At 37.2% G+C, this 17,072-nt stretch carries 19 protein-coding genes; 17 read left to right on the top strand and 2 right to left on the bottom strand.

The window, feature by feature from the left end; genetic code table 11:
* Positions 1-94: 94 nt before the first annotated feature.
* The 8 genes from prfB to ACUXEY_RS08425 all read left to right on the top strand — a co-directional run bounded on the left by prfB (position 95) and on the right by ACUXEY_RS08425 (position 9,090).
* Positions 95-1,193 (top strand): peptide chain release factor 2 gene (prfB, locus tag ACUXEY_RS08460; RefSeq protein WP_097840497.1). Its coding sequence is split into 2 segments (ribosomal slippage): positions 95-166 and positions 168-1,193, totalling 1,098 coding nucleotides; the frame shifts between segments, so codons are not numbered across the junction.
* Between the two features lie 445 nt (positions 1,194-1,638).
* Positions 1,639-1,962: a cytochrome c551 gene (gene cccB / locus ACUXEY_RS08455; RefSeq protein ID WP_087959294.1), complete on the top strand. Its 324-nt coding sequence runs from the start codon at positions 1,639-1,641 to the stop codon at positions 1,960-1,962.
* A gap of 309 nt (positions 1,963-2,271) precedes the next feature.
* Positions 2,272-2,958 carry a cell division ATP-binding protein FtsE gene (gene ftsE / locus ACUXEY_RS08450; RefSeq protein ID WP_000594323.1) on the top strand — a complete coding sequence of 229 codons (687 nt, stop codon included), beginning with the start codon at positions 2,272-2,274 and terminating at the stop codon, positions 2,956-2,958.
* Positions 2,948-3,841: a permease-like cell division protein FtsX gene (gene ftsX / locus ACUXEY_RS08445; RefSeq protein WP_000645019.1), complete on the top strand. Its 894-nt coding sequence runs from the start codon at positions 2,948-2,950 to the stop codon at positions 3,839-3,841. Before ftsE ends, ftsX begins: the two co-directional genes overlap by 11 nt.
* A gap of 118 nt (positions 3,842-3,959) precedes the next feature.
* Entirely contained in the window at positions 3,960-5,396 is a 1,437-nt protein-coding gene (locus ACUXEY_RS08440) for a S41 family peptidase (RefSeq protein ID WP_087959296.1), read from the top strand.
* A 109-nt stretch (positions 5,397-5,505) separates the two neighbouring features.
* On the top strand, positions 5,506-6,690 hold the full coding sequence (locus ACUXEY_RS08435) for a PDZ domain-containing protein (RefSeq protein WP_461300455.1): 1,185 nt from the start codon (positions 5,506-5,508) through the stop codon (positions 6,688-6,690).
* 307 nt (positions 6,691-6,997) lie between these two features.
* On the top strand, positions 6,998-8,713 hold the full coding sequence (locus ACUXEY_RS08430) for an ABC transporter ATP-binding protein (RefSeq protein ID WP_461300454.1): 1,716 nt from the start codon (positions 6,998-7,000) through the stop codon (positions 8,711-8,713).
* Positions 8,714-8,778: 65 nt separating this feature from the next.
* A complete protein-coding gene (locus tag ACUXEY_RS08425) occupies positions 8,779-9,090 on the top strand; it encodes a heavy metal-binding domain-containing protein (protein WP_000637523.1) in 312 nt (103 codons plus the stop codon).
* 113 nt (positions 9,091-9,203) lie between these two features.
* Here the strand turns inward: ACUXEY_RS08425 and abc-f are convergent, their stop codons facing one another.
* Positions 9,204-10,838 carry a ribosomal protection-like ABC-F family protein gene (abc-f, locus tag ACUXEY_RS08420; RefSeq protein ID WP_461300453.1) on the bottom strand — a complete coding sequence of 545 codons (1,635 nt, stop codon included), beginning with the start codon at positions 10,836-10,838 and terminating at the stop codon, positions 9,204-9,206.
* A 350-nt stretch (positions 10,839-11,188) separates the two neighbouring features.
* Entirely contained in the window at positions 11,189-12,082 is an 894-nt protein-coding gene (locus tag ACUXEY_RS08415) for a LysR family transcriptional regulator (protein ID WP_001099987.1), read from the bottom strand.
* Positions 12,083-12,234: 152 nt separating this feature from the next.
* Between ACUXEY_RS08415 and ACUXEY_RS08410 the strand changes: the two genes are divergently transcribed.
* From ACUXEY_RS08410 to ACUXEY_RS08370, 9 genes are all read left to right on the top strand, one after another.
* The gene (locus ACUXEY_RS08410; RefSeq protein ID WP_461300452.1) at positions 12,235-13,257 is read left to right on the top strand and encodes a YeiH family protein; all 1,023 of its coding nucleotides are present in this window, start codon (positions 12,235-12,237) and stop codon (positions 13,255-13,257) included.
* Positions 13,258-13,502: 245 nt separating this feature from the next.
* Positions 13,503-13,700: a helix-turn-helix transcriptional regulator gene (locus ACUXEY_RS08405; RefSeq protein WP_002143740.1), complete on the top strand. Its 198-nt coding sequence runs from the start codon at positions 13,503-13,505 to the stop codon at positions 13,698-13,700.
* 10 nt (positions 13,701-13,710) lie between these two features.
* Positions 13,711-14,100: a hypothetical protein gene (locus ACUXEY_RS08400; protein WP_461300451.1), complete on the top strand. Its 390-nt coding sequence runs from the start codon at positions 13,711-13,713 to the stop codon at positions 14,098-14,100.
* 18 nt (positions 14,101-14,118) lie between these two features.
* A complete protein-coding gene (locus ACUXEY_RS08395; protein ID WP_461300450.1) occupies positions 14,119-14,340 on the top strand; it encodes a hypothetical protein in 222 nt (73 codons plus the stop codon).
* Positions 14,337-14,729: an ATPase gene (locus ACUXEY_RS08390; RefSeq protein WP_461300449.1), complete on the top strand. Its 393-nt coding sequence runs from the start codon at positions 14,337-14,339 to the stop codon at positions 14,727-14,729. Before ACUXEY_RS08395 ends, ACUXEY_RS08390 begins: the two co-directional genes overlap by 4 nt.
* Before the next feature lie 16 nt (positions 14,730-14,745).
* Positions 14,746-14,973 (top strand): hypothetical protein, encoded by a 228-nt coding sequence (locus ACUXEY_RS08385; protein WP_064476205.1) that lies wholly within the window; start codon positions 14,746-14,748, stop codon positions 14,971-14,973.
* A gap of 99 nt (positions 14,974-15,072) precedes the next feature.
* The gene (locus ACUXEY_RS08380; RefSeq protein ID WP_166702715.1) at positions 15,073-15,834 is read left to right on the top strand and encodes a MerR family transcriptional regulator; all 762 of its coding nucleotides are present in this window, start codon (positions 15,073-15,075) and stop codon (positions 15,832-15,834) included.
* Positions 15,831-16,451 (top strand): hypothetical protein, encoded by a 621-nt coding sequence (locus ACUXEY_RS08375; RefSeq protein ID WP_461300448.1) that lies wholly within the window; start codon positions 15,831-15,833, stop codon positions 16,449-16,451. Before ACUXEY_RS08380 ends, ACUXEY_RS08375 begins: the two co-directional genes overlap by 4 nt.
* Positions 16,452-16,496: 45 nt before the next feature.
* Positions 16,497-16,928, top strand: coding sequence for a DUF4362 domain-containing protein (locus tag ACUXEY_RS08370; protein ID WP_461300447.1), 432 nt, complete (start codon positions 16,497-16,499; stop codon positions 16,926-16,928).
* Positions 16,929-17,072 lie beyond the last annotated feature (144 nt).

Here is a 17,072-nt window from a genome sequence, read left to right as displayed (position 1 = left end):
TAATTAAGAAGGATTAAACTCTCTCCGTCATAAGTGGAGAGAGTTTCCCTTGTTTTCATACGAAAGTAACAGCAATTACATAGAGGTGAAGGAAATGGAATTAGTAGAAATTAGACAGGAATTAGAGAAAATGGCTAAGAGATTAGCGGCTTTTAGGGGGTCTCTTTGACCTTCCTACTAAGGAGAAACAAATTGCAGAATTAGAAGAGAAAATGATGGGCGCAGGATTTTGGGATGACCAACAAGGCGCGCAAGCTGTAATTAACGAAGCGAATGCACTGAAAGATATGGTTGGAAAGTTCCGTCAGTTAGATGAGACATTCGAAAATTTAGAAATTACGCATGAGCTTTTAAAAGAAGAGTACGATGAAGATTTACATGAGGAGCTTGAATCAGAAGTAAAGGGCTTAATTCAAGAAATGAATGAGTATGAACTTCAGTTACTACTAAGCGATCCTTATGATAAAAATAACGCGATTTTAGAATTACACCCAGGTGCTGGTGGAACAGAGTCACAAGACTGGGGTTCTATGTTATTACGTATGTACACACGTTGGGCTGAAAAACGTGGATTTAAAGTAGAAACGGTTGACTATTTACCAGGTGATGAAGCTGGTATTAAGAGTGTTACTTTATTAATTAAAGGTCATAACGCTTACGGTTATTTAAAGGCAGAGAAAGGTGTACATCGTCTAGTGCGTATTTCACCATTCGATTCTTCAGGTCGCCGTCATACATCGTTCGTATCTTGTGAAGTTGTCCCTGAGTTCAATGATGAAGTTGAAATCGAAATACGTTCAGAAGACTTAAAAATTGATACGTACCGTGCAAGTGGTGCAGGTGGACAGCATATTAATACGACAGACTCAGCAGTTCGTATTACACATACACCGACAAACACAGTTGTAACGTGTCAGTCAGAGCGTTCACAAATTAAAAACCGTGAGCATGCGATGAAAATGTTAAAAGCGAAATTATATCAAAAGAAATTAGAAGAGCAACAAGCGGAGTTAGATGAAATTCGTGGTGAGCAAAAAGAAATCGGATGGGGTAGCCAAATTCGTTCTTACGTATTCCACCCGTATTCTCTTGTGAAAGACCACCGTACAAACACAGAGGTTGGTAACGTGCAGGCGGTAATGGATGGAGAAATTGACCCATTTATCGATGCTTACTTACGTTCTCGCATCTAATAAACTAAGTGAAAAAAAGCCAACAAAATTGTTGGCACATGTTGAGGATATAGAGGATATAAAGAGTGTTATTTTATCTATATAGATGAAGTACAGAGGAAGAGAAGTTGGAAACGACAACTTCTCTTTTTGATGGGATTATATGTAGCATACAATGTTGTATATTGTTTTGTAAAAAGTAGAGAATAGTAAAACAGAGTGGCAATAGAGTAAGACTTTATACAGAACTTTTTTAATTTCCCGTTCAAAAAGGATACTTTATAGAAGTTTTTATGTTGTTCACAGAATTGAAACAACTGATAAAAGCTTTATATTATTAGGGTTTTCGCTGTATTTTTGAAGAATATGAAATATACCTTAGTTTTTCTATATAAAGATAATGCTTATAATGAAAATGAGTGTGTTTTAGGAATGAAAAGAATATCAACAATGGGGAGCGATAGAAGTGAAAAAGAAATTGTTGGCTATTGCGCTAGGGACATCAGTCGTTTTTGCTTTAGGAGCATGTGGAAATAAAGAAGAGAGTAAGCCTTCAAAACAATCTGCAAGCACAGATAGCGCAGAGCAAATTTATCAAAAAAGTTGTATAGGCTGTCACGCGAAAGATTTATCGGGAGCAACTGGACCGGATTTACGAAAAGTGGGACAGAAGTATGATGCGGCAGAGATTGAAAAGATTATTGAAAAAGGTCGCGGTTCTATGTCACCAGGAATTATTCAAGGTGAGGATGCGAAAAAAGTAGCTGAGTGGCTAGCTGACCATAAATAAAAAAGGTGAAATGGACGAGTTGATTATAGAGTCTTATCCAAAAAGGGTTTTTGGTAAGAACTATGACAACTCGTTTCCTTTTTTGATGTGTAACATAACTGTAACAAAAATGTATCCGAACTGGAAACCGTTTGATGTTACAATGGGGTTTGTAGAATTTTGCTGAAATATATTACATAGTAGTATTACTTATAAAAAAATTGTAAGTAGACTACCTTCAACAAGAGTGGTTAAGTGAGAATAAAGTTTTTATTTTCAGATGTACAGAAAAGTATTTGAAAAAAATCATTAAGTATTGGGTGATAAATAATGATAAAAATGACGAATGTTTATAAGGAGTACCCGAATGGTATGAAAGCCATTGCTGGTCTCACAGTTAACATTAAACAAGGTGAGTTTGTATACGTAGTTGGACCGAGTGGAGCCGGGAAATCTACATTTATTAAAATGATGTATCGTGAAGAGAAGCCATCTACAGGATCAATTAATGTAAATGGACTTGTTATCGAAACATTAGCAGAAAGAGATGTTCCATATTTCCGTCGTCAATTAGGCGTAATTTTCCAAGATTTTAAATTGTTACCTAAGTTAACGGTATATGAGAATGTTGCGTTTGCCTTAGAGGTAATTGAAGAAGAAAAAGAAGCAATTCTTGAGCGTGTAACAGAAGTTTTAGGTCTTGTAGGTCTTGAAGATCGTGCAGATGCACTTCCAAGCGAACTTTCAGGCGGAGAGCAACAACGTGTTGCGATTGCGAGAGCAATTGTTAATAGACCAAAGGTTGTAATTGCCGATGAGCCAACAGGTAACTTAGATATTGAAACAGCTCTTGATATTATGAAGATTTTCACGCGCATTAATGAGCGTGGTACAACGATTGTTATGGCGACACATAACGCAGATATCGTAAATACAATCCGTCATCGTGTAATCGCGATTGAAGGCGGAAAAATTGTTCGAGATGAGATTGAGGGAGGATACGGATATGAAGGCTAAGACCCTTAGTCGACATTTGCGAGAAGGTGTAAAGAATCTATCACGTAACGGATGGATGACGTTTGCTTCTGTTAGTGCAGTAACAGTTACATTATTACTTGTAGGTGTCTTCTTAACAGCGATTATGAATATGAACCATTTTGCAACGAAAGTAGAGCAAGATGTAGAGATTCGTGTACACATTGATCCAGCAGCAAAAGAAGCTGATCAAAAGAAATTAGAAGATGATATGAGTAAGATTGCAAAAGTAGACTCTATTAAATATTCTTCTAAAGAAGAAGAGTTAAAACGTTTAATTAAAAGCTTAGGCGATAGCGGAAAAACGTTTGAGTTATTTGAACAAGATAACCCACTTAAAAACGTATTCGTTGTAAAAGCAAAAGAACCAACAGATACAGCGACAATCGCGAAAAAGATTGAAAAAATGCAGTTTGTAAGTAATGTTCAGTACGGAAAAGGGCAAGTTGAACGATTATTTGATACTGTAAAAACTGGTCGTAATATCGGGATTGTGTTAATTGCTGGTCTTTTATTCACAGCGATGTTCTTAATCTCTAATACAATTAAAATTACAATTTATGCTCGTAGTACAGAAATCGAAATTATGAAACTTGTAGGTGCGACAAACTGGTTTATTCGTTGGCCGTTCTTATTAGAGGGATTATTCTTAGGAGTATTAGGATCAATTATTCCAATTGGCTTAATTCTAGTCACGTATAATTCACTACAAGGTGTGTTTAACGAGAAACTTGGCGGAACAATTTTCGAACTTCTACCATACAGCCCATTCGTATTCCAATTAGCTGGTTTACTAGTGTTAATCGGGGCTTTAATCGGTATGTGGGGAAGTGTAATGTCAATTCGACGCTTCTTAAAAGTATAAAAAGTTGCAAACATAATTCGTACAAGCTTATCATATAGTAGAAATAGGTAAAGGCATCACACACTGTGTGATGCCTTTTGCTACACCACCTGTGTGTTTTGGAAAGGGGAATTCCGCATTGAAACGTAGAGTTGCAATTATTGGAATGGTTGTTGCATTTTTAATTGGTGCTGGCGGAATGTTTGCAGGTATGTCTTTATTTGGGGTTAACCCAGCAGAAGTAACGCAAACAATTTCGAGTGGAAATGCTAGCACTGCGCAAGGGAATTTGGCAAAAATTAATGAGGCGTATGCACTAATTGATTCACGTTATGTGGAAGACGTGAAAGATGAAAAATTAGTCGAAGGTGCAATACAAGGAATGTTGTCTACGCTGAAGGACCCTTATTCCACGTATATGGATAAAGAAACGGCTAAACAGTTTAGTGAATCGCTTGATCCTGAGCTAGAGGGGATTGGGGCTGAGGTGAACAAGACGGACGGTAAGCTTATTATCGTATCTCCAATTAAAGGCTCACCGGCAGAAAAGATTGGAATTAAACCGAATGACCAAATTTTATCTGTAGATGGAAATAGTGTGAAAGATTTATCACGTGAAGAAGCAGTATTAAAGATTCGTGGTAAAAAAGGAACGACTGTTGCGATTGAAATTAAGCGTGCAGGAGTAGCTGATCCGATTGTGTTTAAAATTAAACGTGAAAAAATTCCGATTTTCACAGTGTTTAGCTCTGTGAAACAAGAGAGCGGAAAAGATATCGGTTATATGCAAATCACTTCCTTTGCTGAAAATACAGCGAAAGAATTTAAGGATCAGTTAAAAGAGTTAGAGAAGAAAAACATAAAAGGCTTAGTTATTGATGTACGTGGTAATCCTGGTGGCTACTTAAATAGTGTAGAAGAGATACTAGGGGAAATTATGACGGATAAAAAGCCGATGCTACAAGTAGAAGAGCGAAATGGTGCGAAGAAGAAGTTCTCTACGGAACTGAAACAAAGAAAGCCATATCCAATTTCAGTATTAATTGATAATGGAAGTGCTTCTGCTTCAGAGATTTTAGCGGGTGCGCTAAAAGAGGGAGAAGGATACGATTTAGTTGGTGAAAAAACATTTGGTAAAGGCACTGTTCAGCAAGCCGTTCCATTTAAAGATGGCAGCAACATCAAATTAACGATGTTTAAATGGTTAACGCCGGATGGAAACTGGATTCATAAAAAAGGAATCGCGCCAACAGTAGAAGTGAAGCAACCAGATTATTATCATGCGACACCAATTCAAATTGAAAAGACACTTTCATACAATTCAAATGATGTACAAGTAAAACACGCACAAGAAATGCTTAAGAGTTTAGGATATGTAACAGGACGTGAAGATGGATACTTTAGTAAAGAGACAGAATCAGCGCTGAAAGCATTCCAAAATGCGAATAAAATGGATGCGACAGGACAGCTTGATAAAAAGACAGCTGAAGCGATTCAAACGAAAATTATTGAAAAAATCCGTTCTGGAGAAAATGATCTACAATTACAGTCAGCATTAAAATTAATAGCGAAATAACAAGAAATACAGGCAGTTTGCTGCCTGTATTTTTTTGTGTTAAACAAACGTTTGTCCAGTTATGATAATATAAAAAGAAAGAATGATATAAATGGTGGTGAATGGGTTCGTGGAGGCATGGATTTTTGAAATAATGCGGGCGGTTGGACGTTTTTTCTTACACCCTGCTGTCTATGTATTTTTAATAAGTAGTATCTTCGTTGGATACTTACGTATGTTACGAGAACGAAAGGACTTTGCCTTTAAAGTTTATGATATTTGGTTTGAACTGCGAACATCTTTATTTGCGGGAGTTAAATACGGATTAATCGTATCTATTATTACAATTGGCTTTGGACTTGTTGTTTCCAAAGCGAGCTTATGGGTCATCTTACTTTGGACGCTTCTATTTGGATTAACAGCTATGTATCGATATTTATCAGCAGCTTATACGTTTAGTATCGCAATTGTCTTTGTTCTATTATCTTCTAAGCTACCAGTTTCCTTCTTACAGCTTGGAGAAGGTGAAGAGAGTACGATTGTATCTCTTGCTATTTTACTAGGCGTCATGCTCGTTGTAGAGGGCTTATTGATTTCTAAAAATGCAGTAGGATATTCGACGCCAAAGATGAGAAAGGGTAAGCGGGGATTAAAGGTTGGTTTACACGAATCAAAGCGTTTATGGATCGTTCCTATTTTTATTCTCGTACCAGGTGACGCAGTAACGCAGTTTATTTCATGGTGGCCTGTCGTTTCAATCGGTTCAGATACATACTCTCTATTCCTCGTTCCATTTTTAATTGGATTTATGAGAAGGATTAGAAGTTATGAACCGACGGAAGCTTTATTATTTACAGGAAGACGTGTATACGGATTAGCAGGACTTGTGCTAGTTTTAGGAATCGCAAGTTATTGGTGGCACGTACTTGCAATTATCGCCATGGGAGTCGCAATGCTTGGACGTTTCACAATTTCCATGCAAGAAAAAATTGCGGATGAAACAAGACCAGCGTACTTCGCTGCACGTAATGATGGACTCGTTGTATTAGATACAATCCCGAATACAATTGGGGCAGAGCTGAATTTACTACCTGGAGAAATTATTACGAAAGTAAATGGAGTCATTCCAAGAAGCGCTGAAGAATTTTACGATGCGCTTCAAACGAAGACGACAGGAGCATTTTGTAAATTAGAAGTATTAGATACAAACGGAGAGCTTCGCCTCGCTCAAACGGCATTATACGCCGGAGGACATCACGAATTAGGTATTGTATTTGTCCAGCAGGAGCATGAGTGGGATTCGGAAGCTATGTAATAGAAGTGGGGGTATCACCAATAGGTGATACCCTTTTTGTATGGGATGGGTGGGGCAGTAGTAAATGAAATTTATATCGGCGATTACTGGGATATATCAGCGCAACTTGAATTATATCGGCGATTATCGAGATATATCAGCGCAACTCGAATTATATCAGCGATTATTCCAATATATCGACTTTCCGGCAAAAAACGACAACTATCGCAAACCTTATTTTAGTTTCATAGTCGAATTACTTGAATAATTATTTGATAATGGTTATCATTTAGGGAGTCTTTTTAATTTTGGAAAATGGAGGGAAGATATGCTACGTAAATTTTTTTCTTACTATAAACCGTATAAAGGTTTATTTATACTCGACTTTTCTTGCGCAGTTGTCGCAGGGTTATTAGAACTTGGCTTCCCGCTTATCGTAAATCAATTTATTGATAAGTTATTGCCAGGGCAAAACTGGACGCTTATTTTATGGGCTTGTTTCGGTTTACTTGCAGTGTATATGTTAAATGCGGGCTTACAATACGTCGTTACATATTGGGGACATATGCTTGGCGTTAACATTGAAACAGATATGAGGCAGAAATTATTTGATCACATTCAAAAGCTATCATTCAGATTTTTTGACAATAATAAAACAGGTCATTTAATTTCACGTCTTACAAACGACTTAATGGAAATTGGGGAAATTGCTCACCATGGACCGGAAGATTTGTTTATCGCTATTATGACTTTAGTTGGAGCATTCTCATTTATGATGATGATCAACTGGAAGTTAGCGCTATTAACGTTCTTCGTCATTCCATTCTTATTATGGTTGGCGCTTTACTTTAATAAAAAAATGACAGGTACATTTAGACGTTTATTCTCAGATGTTGCTGATTTCAATGCATGTATTGAGAACAACGTCGGTGGTATCCGCGTTGTACAAGCATTCGGAAATGAAAAGTTTGAGAAAGAGCAATTTGCTGTGAACAACGCTCGTTTCCGTACAACGAAATTAATGGCGTATAAAATTATGGCGTTAAATTCGTCGATTAGTTATATGCTTATGCGTCTCGTAACGCTCTTCGTCTTAATATGCGGTACATGGTTTGTTCTGCAAGGCGAATTAACGTACGGTGGATTTATCGGATTCGTTCTATTAACGAATATTTTCTTCCGCCCAATTGAAAAAATTAATGCGGTAATCGAAAGTTATCCGAAAGGGATCGCTGGCTTTAAGAGGTATGTAGAGCTTCTTGAAACAGAGCCAGATATTGTAGACGCTAAAAATGCGATAGAAGTTAAACATGTACACGGTGATATTCAATATAACAACATTACGTTCGGATATGAAAATAAAGAACCGATTTTAAATGACATTAGCTTGAAAATACATGCAGGTGAAACAGTTGCATTCGTTGGACCATCAGGAGCAGGGAAAACAACGTTATGTAGTTTACTCCCACGTTTTTATGAACAATCGTCTGGATCGATTCAAATTGATGGTATTGATACGAAAGATATGACGCTATCTTCACTTCGTAAGCAAATCGGAATTGTGCAGCAAGACGTGTTCTTATTCTCTGGAACGATTCGTGAAAATATCGCTTACGGAAATTTAAAGGCGTCAGAAGCGGAAATTTGGCAGGCAGTAAAACGTGCGCAGTTAGAAGACTTAATTTACTCGCAACCAGACGGTTTAGATACCGTTATTGGTGAGCGCGGCGTGAAACTTTCTGGTGGACAGAAGCAGCGTCTAGCGATTGCTCGTATGTTCTTGAAAAACCCGCCAATTTTAATATTAGATGAAGCGACTTCTGCATTAGATACAGAGACAGAACTAGCGATTCAAAAATCACTTGCTGAACTAGCTGTCGGTCGCACAACGCTAGTTATCGCTCACAGGCTGGCAACGATTAAAAATGCAGATCGTATCGTCGTTGTAAATAAAGATGGTATTGCAGAACAAGGTTCACATGATGAATTAATTGAACAAGGCGGAGGATACAGCAGGTTATACGAAGCGCAGTTTAGTTCGTAAATATAATTTGTACTGAATTAGTGCACCATAAGTAGGTAAAAATCTCATATGGGAGGCTATAAAGTATGATTGTAACAACAACGTCTACAATTCAAGGAAAAGAAATTATTGAGTATATCGATATCGTCAATGGAGAAGCGATTATGGGCGCGAATATCGTCCGTGACCTTTTCGCCTCTGTTCGTGACGTTGTCGGCGGTCGTGCCGGCGCTTATGAAAGTAAATTAAAAGAAGCGCGCGACATCGCAATGGAAGAAATGAAAACTTTCGCAAGACAAAAAAATGCGAATGCAATTGTTGGTATCGACGTGGATTACGAAGTAGTTCGCGAAGGAATGCTAATGGTTGCAGTGAGCGGGACTGCTGTCCGTATTTAAAGTAAAAAGCCGTGCTGATGCACGGCTTTTTACTTTTATTCATGCTATTCTATGTCGAAGTTTCAATATTTCTTGGGAAATGTGGAAGGCCCCGTCGATATATAGGGAAGACATTAGAGCGCTTCTTTACATTTCCGGATTTGAACTAATAATGTTTCGTATTCTTGTTCAAGAGATGGGATGTTATCGTGATGATTTGGTATGGAAATTCGGCCGATGATTTCCGTTAATTTTGTTTGTAATCGTAATAATTCTTGTTCAGTAACGTTTACAGAATCCCCAGCTGTTCTTTTTGTGTATTGCTCGTAATTACCGTGGAATACTCTTGGTTCACTCTCATCTACTTGTAGAATATGGTCGGCAACAGAGCGAATAAAAGCGCGGTCATGGCTAATGAATAGTATTGTACCAGGATATTCTTGCAACATGAGTTCTAATTCTTCTTGCGTCGCTAAGTCTAAATAGTTTGTCGGTTCATCGAGCAGAAGCATATTATAGTTTCCTAAAAATACTTTTGCGAGTGCAACCTTCATTCGTTCACCACCGCTTAGAATGTGCACAGGCTTATGAACGTCTTCACGGCGGAATAGGAGCCGTGCAAGTATTGTTCGAACGAACGATTCTGTATAATTTGTTTCCTCTAGAACGTTTTCTAAAATGGTTTTATCTGTTTTTAAAATAGATAGTGTTTGTTCGAAGTATCCAATTTTACAACTTTTCGAAAGCTGAATGCCACGCTCGTTTGCGAGAAGCATGTTGAACAAAGTGGTTTTTCCACTTCCATTTGCACCTAAAACAGCAAGCTTTGCACCAGGAGCAATAGTTCCACTTATACTTTTAAATAGTGTACGGTCGCCTATTTTCTTTGTTGCTTTATTGAACTGTACTGCCACTTTACTATGAATGGGTGCATGATATTGCACGTCAAACTGAGCCTGAGAAAAATCCTTTGGCTTTTCTTTCTTTTCTAGTTTTTCGAGACGTGTTTCTAATGCTTTTGCTGCTTTGCTAACCTTTTCTTGGCCGTGAGCCCCACTTAATTTATACAGTTTAGATTCAGATGAGCTGAACCGTGTTGGGATTTTTGTCATGTTAGAAGCACGTTGCTTTCTTTGTAAAATGGACTGCTCTAAACGATTTTTTTCTTGTACATATTGCTTATACTCTGCTTGTTTTTGTGTTCGTTCACGTTCTTTTTGTTTTCGATAGTTGGAATAATTCCCTTTATACTCTTGGATCCTACCGTCTTCAATTTCAATAATTTTTGTACATATATTATCTAGAAATTCACGGTCATGCGATATTAAAACAAGTGCCCCTTTATAAGATAAAAGTGCCTTTTCTAATTGCTCTGTACCGACCATATCTAAGTGGCTTGTTGGTTCATCAGCGAATAAAATACCTGCATCTTGTTCGAGAGCATGGGCAATCTTTAGGCGCATTCGTTCACCGCCGCTCATTGCATCTGTAACGTTTGAAATACTCCATTTTCCTTTTGAGAGAGAAGACGCGGTTTCCGGTAGTTCCTCACTAAGCTGAGGAATGATGCTGATAGAACTATGATGAGTTACTATGCCTTTGTCGGCTTCTATTTCTTTACTCAATATTTGTAATAACGTAGATTTACCAGCACCATTGACTCCGACAATTCCTATACGGTCATGTGCTTGTATTTCCAGTGACGGTAACGTAAATAGTGTGCGATCACCAAAGCTCTTTTCAATATTACGTGCGAATAAAATAGTCATAAAAAAACCTCCCTAGTTTCACTAGAGAGGATAAACGTCGCCCTTGCATGTAAAAAACCGTACATAAATAAACGATTTTTTTACATGATCGTTTCGAAAGAAAGTATCGACAAATGGACAGACTAATCCCCTGCTAGTTTTCATCATTTTTTGTTCACTATTTGTGATGGATGAAATAAATAAGAGAATTAGAACTTCATTGGTCAAAGTACCTTCCTTTCATAATATTACTTTTATTGTATGCGCATACAAAATGGTTTGTCAAACTTATTTCTGTTCATGATTTTTGAGTTCGTTATTATACACTTATACTTGTACCTGTATTGTAAACCTTCACACTAATGTGAAGGTCAACTCTGTTTTTTCGCAAAAGAATCTACATGATTTAAAAATACTTGAATAGCTTTAGACGGAATAAAATATTTGCCGCGCACGATGGAGAATGGACGGATGAGTTGTTCATTTGGAACTTCGACGTGGAATAGTTCTTTTGCCAGTAGCTCTTTCCGTACAGTCCAATCAGAAAGAATAGCGATGCCAAGCCCGGCACTAACTGCTTCCTTCACGCTTTGGATACTACTGAATGTAAAGAATCGTTTCATTTTTAAATGGTGTTGATGAATAAAACGATCACTATAAGCACGTGTACCAGAGCCACTTTCTCTTAATACCCATACTTGATCTTGGAGTGTGCTTTCATTTATTTCATTTGTGCGGAGCAGTGGATGATTTGGCGGAACGACGAGCTTCATTTCATCTTGCATAAATGTTTCAACGTCAACGTCGGCGTATACGACTTGCCCTTCCACTAAGCCGATATCAATTTGATTAGAGCGAAGGCTTTGCAAAACGTCTTCTGTATTTGAGATAAAAGTATGAACTTCGACGTGTGGATTTTCATTCGCATAGTTAGCGAGTATTTTTGGAAGTAAGTATTCGCCAATTGTAAAACTAGCACCGATGCGAAGAGTTCCTGTTACAACGTTATGTAGTTCGTTAATTTCTTGCTTAGCATCTTCGTAAAGAGAGAGCATTTGCTTTGCGTGTATATATAAAATGTTTCCAGCCTCTGTCACTTGAACGTGCTTCGGGGAGCGCTGAATGAGTGTAGTTCCAAATTCATTTTCTAAGTTGCGAATGTGCATACTTACGCCAGGCTGTGAAAGGTTTAATAATTCTGCTGCACGGGAAAAGTGTTTCTGTTCCACGACAGTAACGAAAATTTTTAAAATGTCTACGTTCATGTAATGAGCTCCTTTCGTTTTTCTATCATCTTATCATAAGTATTTCTGATGATAGAGATTCAATATTGATATTAAACTTATTATAGAAACTCTCTTATAATGTAAGTAGATAGAACATGCATGTTCCAATACGATTATTGGAGTGGTACAAAGTGGAACAAACACTTGTTATACAAAAGAAGAAGCGTTTTGGATTTTCACAAGGAATTGGGATTACACTATTAATCGCAATTGCGGCGAAATATTTAGCAGAGCTTCCATTTTTAAATATTATGGGACAATTAGTAATTGCTATTCTAATCGGGATGGTTTGGCGTGCGGCAATTGGAGTTCCTCATGATGCGATTGCAGGGACGAACTTTGCGAGTAAGAAGTTGCTTCGCTTCGGGATCATCTTACTTGGAATGCGATTAAATCTTGTTGATATTGCGAAGGCGGGGCCGAAAGTATTGGTCATCGCAGCGGTTGTTATTATATTTACGATTTTCGTAGTATATGGACTAACGAAAGTATTTAAAGTAGAGAAGAAACTTGGAATTTTAACAGCGTGCGGGACGGCAATTTGCGGCGCGGCAGCGGTCGTGGCAATTGCGCCGCAAGTGAAAGCGAAGGATGAGGAAACGGCAGTCGGCGCAGCGATTATTGCAATTTTAGGTACAATATTTACACTTATTTATACGCTATTATACCCAGTGCTTGGCTTCTCACCGTACGGTTACGGTGTATTCTCAGGTGCGACGCTGCATGAAATTGCTCATGTTATCGCAGCTGCGGCGCCAGGAGGAAGTACGGCTGTAGACATCGCAGTTATCGTGAAGCTAACGCGCGTAGCAATGCTTGTACCAGTAGCGATTTTAATTGGATTATGGTTTGGTAAGAGTGAAGGAAGCGAAGAAAAAAAATCGTGGCGCGACCTTCCAATTCCATGGTTCATCTTCGGATTTTTAGCGATGAGTGCAGTGCATTCGCTCGGGGTTATACCAGAAGTTGTTGCGGGCTATATTGTTGTCATTGCTTACATGCTTATTGCAATGGCGATGGCGGGGCTTGGTTTAAATGTAGAGTTTAAAACGTTCCGTAAGTTAGGAAGCAAAGCGTTCGTGGCAGGGCTAATTGGTTCGGTTTGCCTTTCTATTCTCGGATACGTTCTTGTATATGCGTTAGGATTTATGTAGTAGGGCGGAGAAGCTGTTCCCAAAGGTATTTGGGAACAGCTTTTTTTTATGATTATAGTGCGTCGGTATTTGTCGGTAAGTCGATATATTAAAAAATCGCTGATATAAATTAAATGACTCTTGTACTTTGGTAGAGAAGATGTTCAGTGAAATGTTTTTCTAAAATCTGTAAAGATATCTTTACTTGAAACTGGAAAATATTTTTAATTAAAGTAAAGATATCTTTACTTTCAAAGGTGGAGCCTATGGGTGTGAAAAATACAATAAAAGAGTTAAGAAAGCAAAATCATATAACGCAAGTTGAAATGGCAAAGGCGATGCAGGTGACGCGGCAGACGATTGTGGCGATTGAAAACCATCATTATAACCCGAGTCTAGAATTATCGTTAAAAATCGCTAAATATTTTGGGATGAAGGTGGAGGAAATATTTACGCTAGAGTAAGGGGAGAAAAATGGACGATACTAAAAAGTTATTGATTGGTGCGACTATTGGATTGTTTTTGGGAGACATTGTAGTTCATATTATGAATCCGGCTATACCAATTTTACCGCTCATAGTGAGTAACGTTTTAGCAATTGTATTTTTAATAGTGTATACGTATTACAAAAAGCGTAAGTACAAAAAAGAAGAACTTCCAGATATAGACGAGCGAGTAAATGAAAATATAAAAAAATATGTAAATATCTCATTTATATTCGCGTTTTTATTGCTTATTGTTTATATTGTTGCGAGCAAGGCGATAGGTAGAGCCGTTATGCCGATACAAGAAATATTTATAATATGTAGTTCCTTATTTGCGGGTAGTCTCATCATAGGAGTGATGATAGGGAAACGAGTATAGCGATAGGAGGAATGAAAAATGCAAGATGAGTTTGAGAGATTTCAGTCGGATAAAGCGTTTAAATATGTAGGAGTATTTTTAACAATTAGTTTAGCGATATGGAGTTTGTACAATTTAATTGTTGATGGAAATGCTGGCATGCCGTTTGTTTTATTTGTACTAGGGCAGTTTGTTTATTTCTTTGTGAACTATTGGCCGAAGTGGAAATATAGAAATCAAAAAGAGATCGATCATGTATGAGTAAGCAAGATATTATACGTTTTATAGGAAGTTTGTTTTTAGCAAGTCTTGTTTTAAATGTGAGTTTAATGATTGTAAGTATTTCGTGGGGAACGATCTTCATATCGAATGTAGCACTAGTCATTTTATATGGTATTGCGGAATATAGAGAACAGAAGCGTTTGAAAGAAGAGGGAGTACCGTCAATTGATGAGCGAGTTGTGAACAAGATGAAGTCATATTTTACGATTAGTATGACAAGCTTCGTTTTCTTGTTCATTATGTATCTTTGTGTAAATAAGTATTTAGATAGGCAAGCAGTACATGTAAATGAGTTATTATATATTGTTATTTTTGGTTTATTAATAAGTATGGCATCGACGAGTGTGTTAGCAACAAGGAATAGATAGAAAAAGGGGAACTGGGATGGGATTACCGGTATTATGTGTCGCTACGGCTATTTTTGCTTTGTTTTGGGGAATGCAGAACTTCTCTCGTAATCCAGTGCCAAGCGTTTGTATTATGATTGGTACTGTCGGTTTATCATATTATTTATTAGTTTCAGCTCATTATCATAAAACAGCAACGAGTGTTGTTGTTGGAGCACTTATTTTATTTTGTGGGCGCGCTGTACAAAAAGGATTATTTCCGTAAAAGCTGTTTATACGAAGAGTATAAACAGCTTTTTGTATTTTTTTACAAAAGGCTTGAAAGTGACGTAACGTCATCTTTTATAATGAAGGGGAAGAGGTGATGGTAGTGATTTCAATACAACAATTGACGAAAGAAACAGGGGTAACAGTACGTACATTACGTTATTATGATCAAATAGATTTATTAAAGCCGAGCGGGAAAACAGAAGGCGGGCATCGTTTATATAGTGAAGCTGACGTAATACGTTTGCAACAGATTTTATTTTTAAAGGAAATGGGATTTTCATTAAAAGAGTCTGCGAATATGTTAGTAAAAGGTGAGCTTAATTTAAAGGATTCGCTTGAAAAACAACTTCGATTTGTACAGGAAGAACAAAAGAAGTTTAATCGAATGGAGCGTGTTTTACAAGCTGTTGTTTATTCGGTAGATGTAGAGGGAGAACTTGATTGGAAAGTTATGTTTGAACTGATTCAGCTTTCAAAACAGTCTTCTCGTATACGTGAAATATTTCAAAATGAAGTGTTTTCAAAGGAAGAACAAAAATTGCTTCATAATTTGCCAAATATGAGTGAAGAAGATCCGAATGTTTTAGAGTGGGTAGATTTATTAAAGCAATTACGTACTTTTATGAAAGACGGCAAAGAAGTCGCGAGTGATGAGGTACAAAGGGCAACGAAGAGATTAATGCAGAAGTGTTTAGAAATGGCCAATGGTGATGAAGCATTTTTAGATAAGTTATGGGAAGTTAGAAAATCGAAGGAAGATTCACAGAAAATGAGCATGTATCCAATTGAAGAAGAATTTTTATTATATATGGATGAAGCTTTTCGTATATATGATGAAAAGGAGAAGGGTAAATGAGTATACTCGCAGAATATCGTTGGTATTTTTTAATTGGGGCAGAGATTGTATTTTGGTTAGCGGCTATCGGTTTCTTTTTACTCCGTTACGGATTCCGTTTGAAGAAGGCGAGCTTTATTATGGGGATTGTACTTCTCGTAAATGAAGTATTTATTTTAACTTTAGGGGTAGTGGACTATTATCAAACAGGGAAGTTCTCTAATTTTCAAATCATTACTGTAATTATTTTATTGTATGCAGTTTTCTACGGGAAAAAGGAGTTGAAGAAGCTTGATATATTTGCGCAAAAGCTAGTTGCGAAATGGAGGAATGAACCAGCGCCAATTATGGAAGAGCACGTAGAATTAACAGGTATGGCCTATGCGAAGCAGGAAATAAAAAATTGGGTATTACATCTTGTTTTATTCGTTGTTGTGCATATTTTCTTTTTCTTTCTGTATGGTTTTGTCCCGTTTGAACAATGGCATAATTGGTTAGAAACGGGGATTGTTTTAAATGAAAAAGCAAGTCGTGTTAGCCAAGTTTGGGCGATTATACTTTTAGTGGATACAGTTATTTCATTTTCATATGTTCTTTTCCCGAAGAAGGAAAAAGGAAAAGAGAAGCTACTTTCGTAGAGGAAAGTAGCTTTTGCAGTATACAAATGATTTTTATAGGAGCGGATGACAATAGGAAAAAGAAGTCGTTTTATATGCCTATTTTTCTTTAGTTTAGTAGCATGGTCACAACCTAACATTGAAGTTGATAGGAAGAATGATGTCATTGTAAAGAGAGCAGGAATTTCCAATCTAGATAAATTCGAAAAGTTCGTTTTGAATGTGGCCCAAGGGGAAGTTGATAAAATAAGAATTGTACATTATACACATGAAGGGGATCCAGTTTTTCAAACGTTAGAGTATAGTGGGACAGATATACTTTATGTGTCAGATAATAGGCAAGATCGATTTGCTGGTAATCATACAGGTATGGATGAAGATAGCTGTAAAAGAATTGTTAAAGAGCAGCGTGAATCACAAATAGCTTATAGGTTAATAGATTGTGCGAATGAAAATGGGCGCAATGGATATGATTTATTATATGTACTTAAAAAATAGAGTTAGTAGAGGAAGGAAGTTTTGACCCCTTCCTTTTTCTATGTATATATTGTCGAAAACTTTACCGAATATCTGTTCGTTTTTTTAGGTTTTTTGTGGGTATTCGTGGTAAAATAATAATACAGATTTTTATGAGGAGGTCGG

Source organism: Bacillus sp. F9_6S_D1_P_5, assembly GCF_054823925.1.
This window is presented reverse-complemented; position numbering and strand designations above follow the sequence as displayed.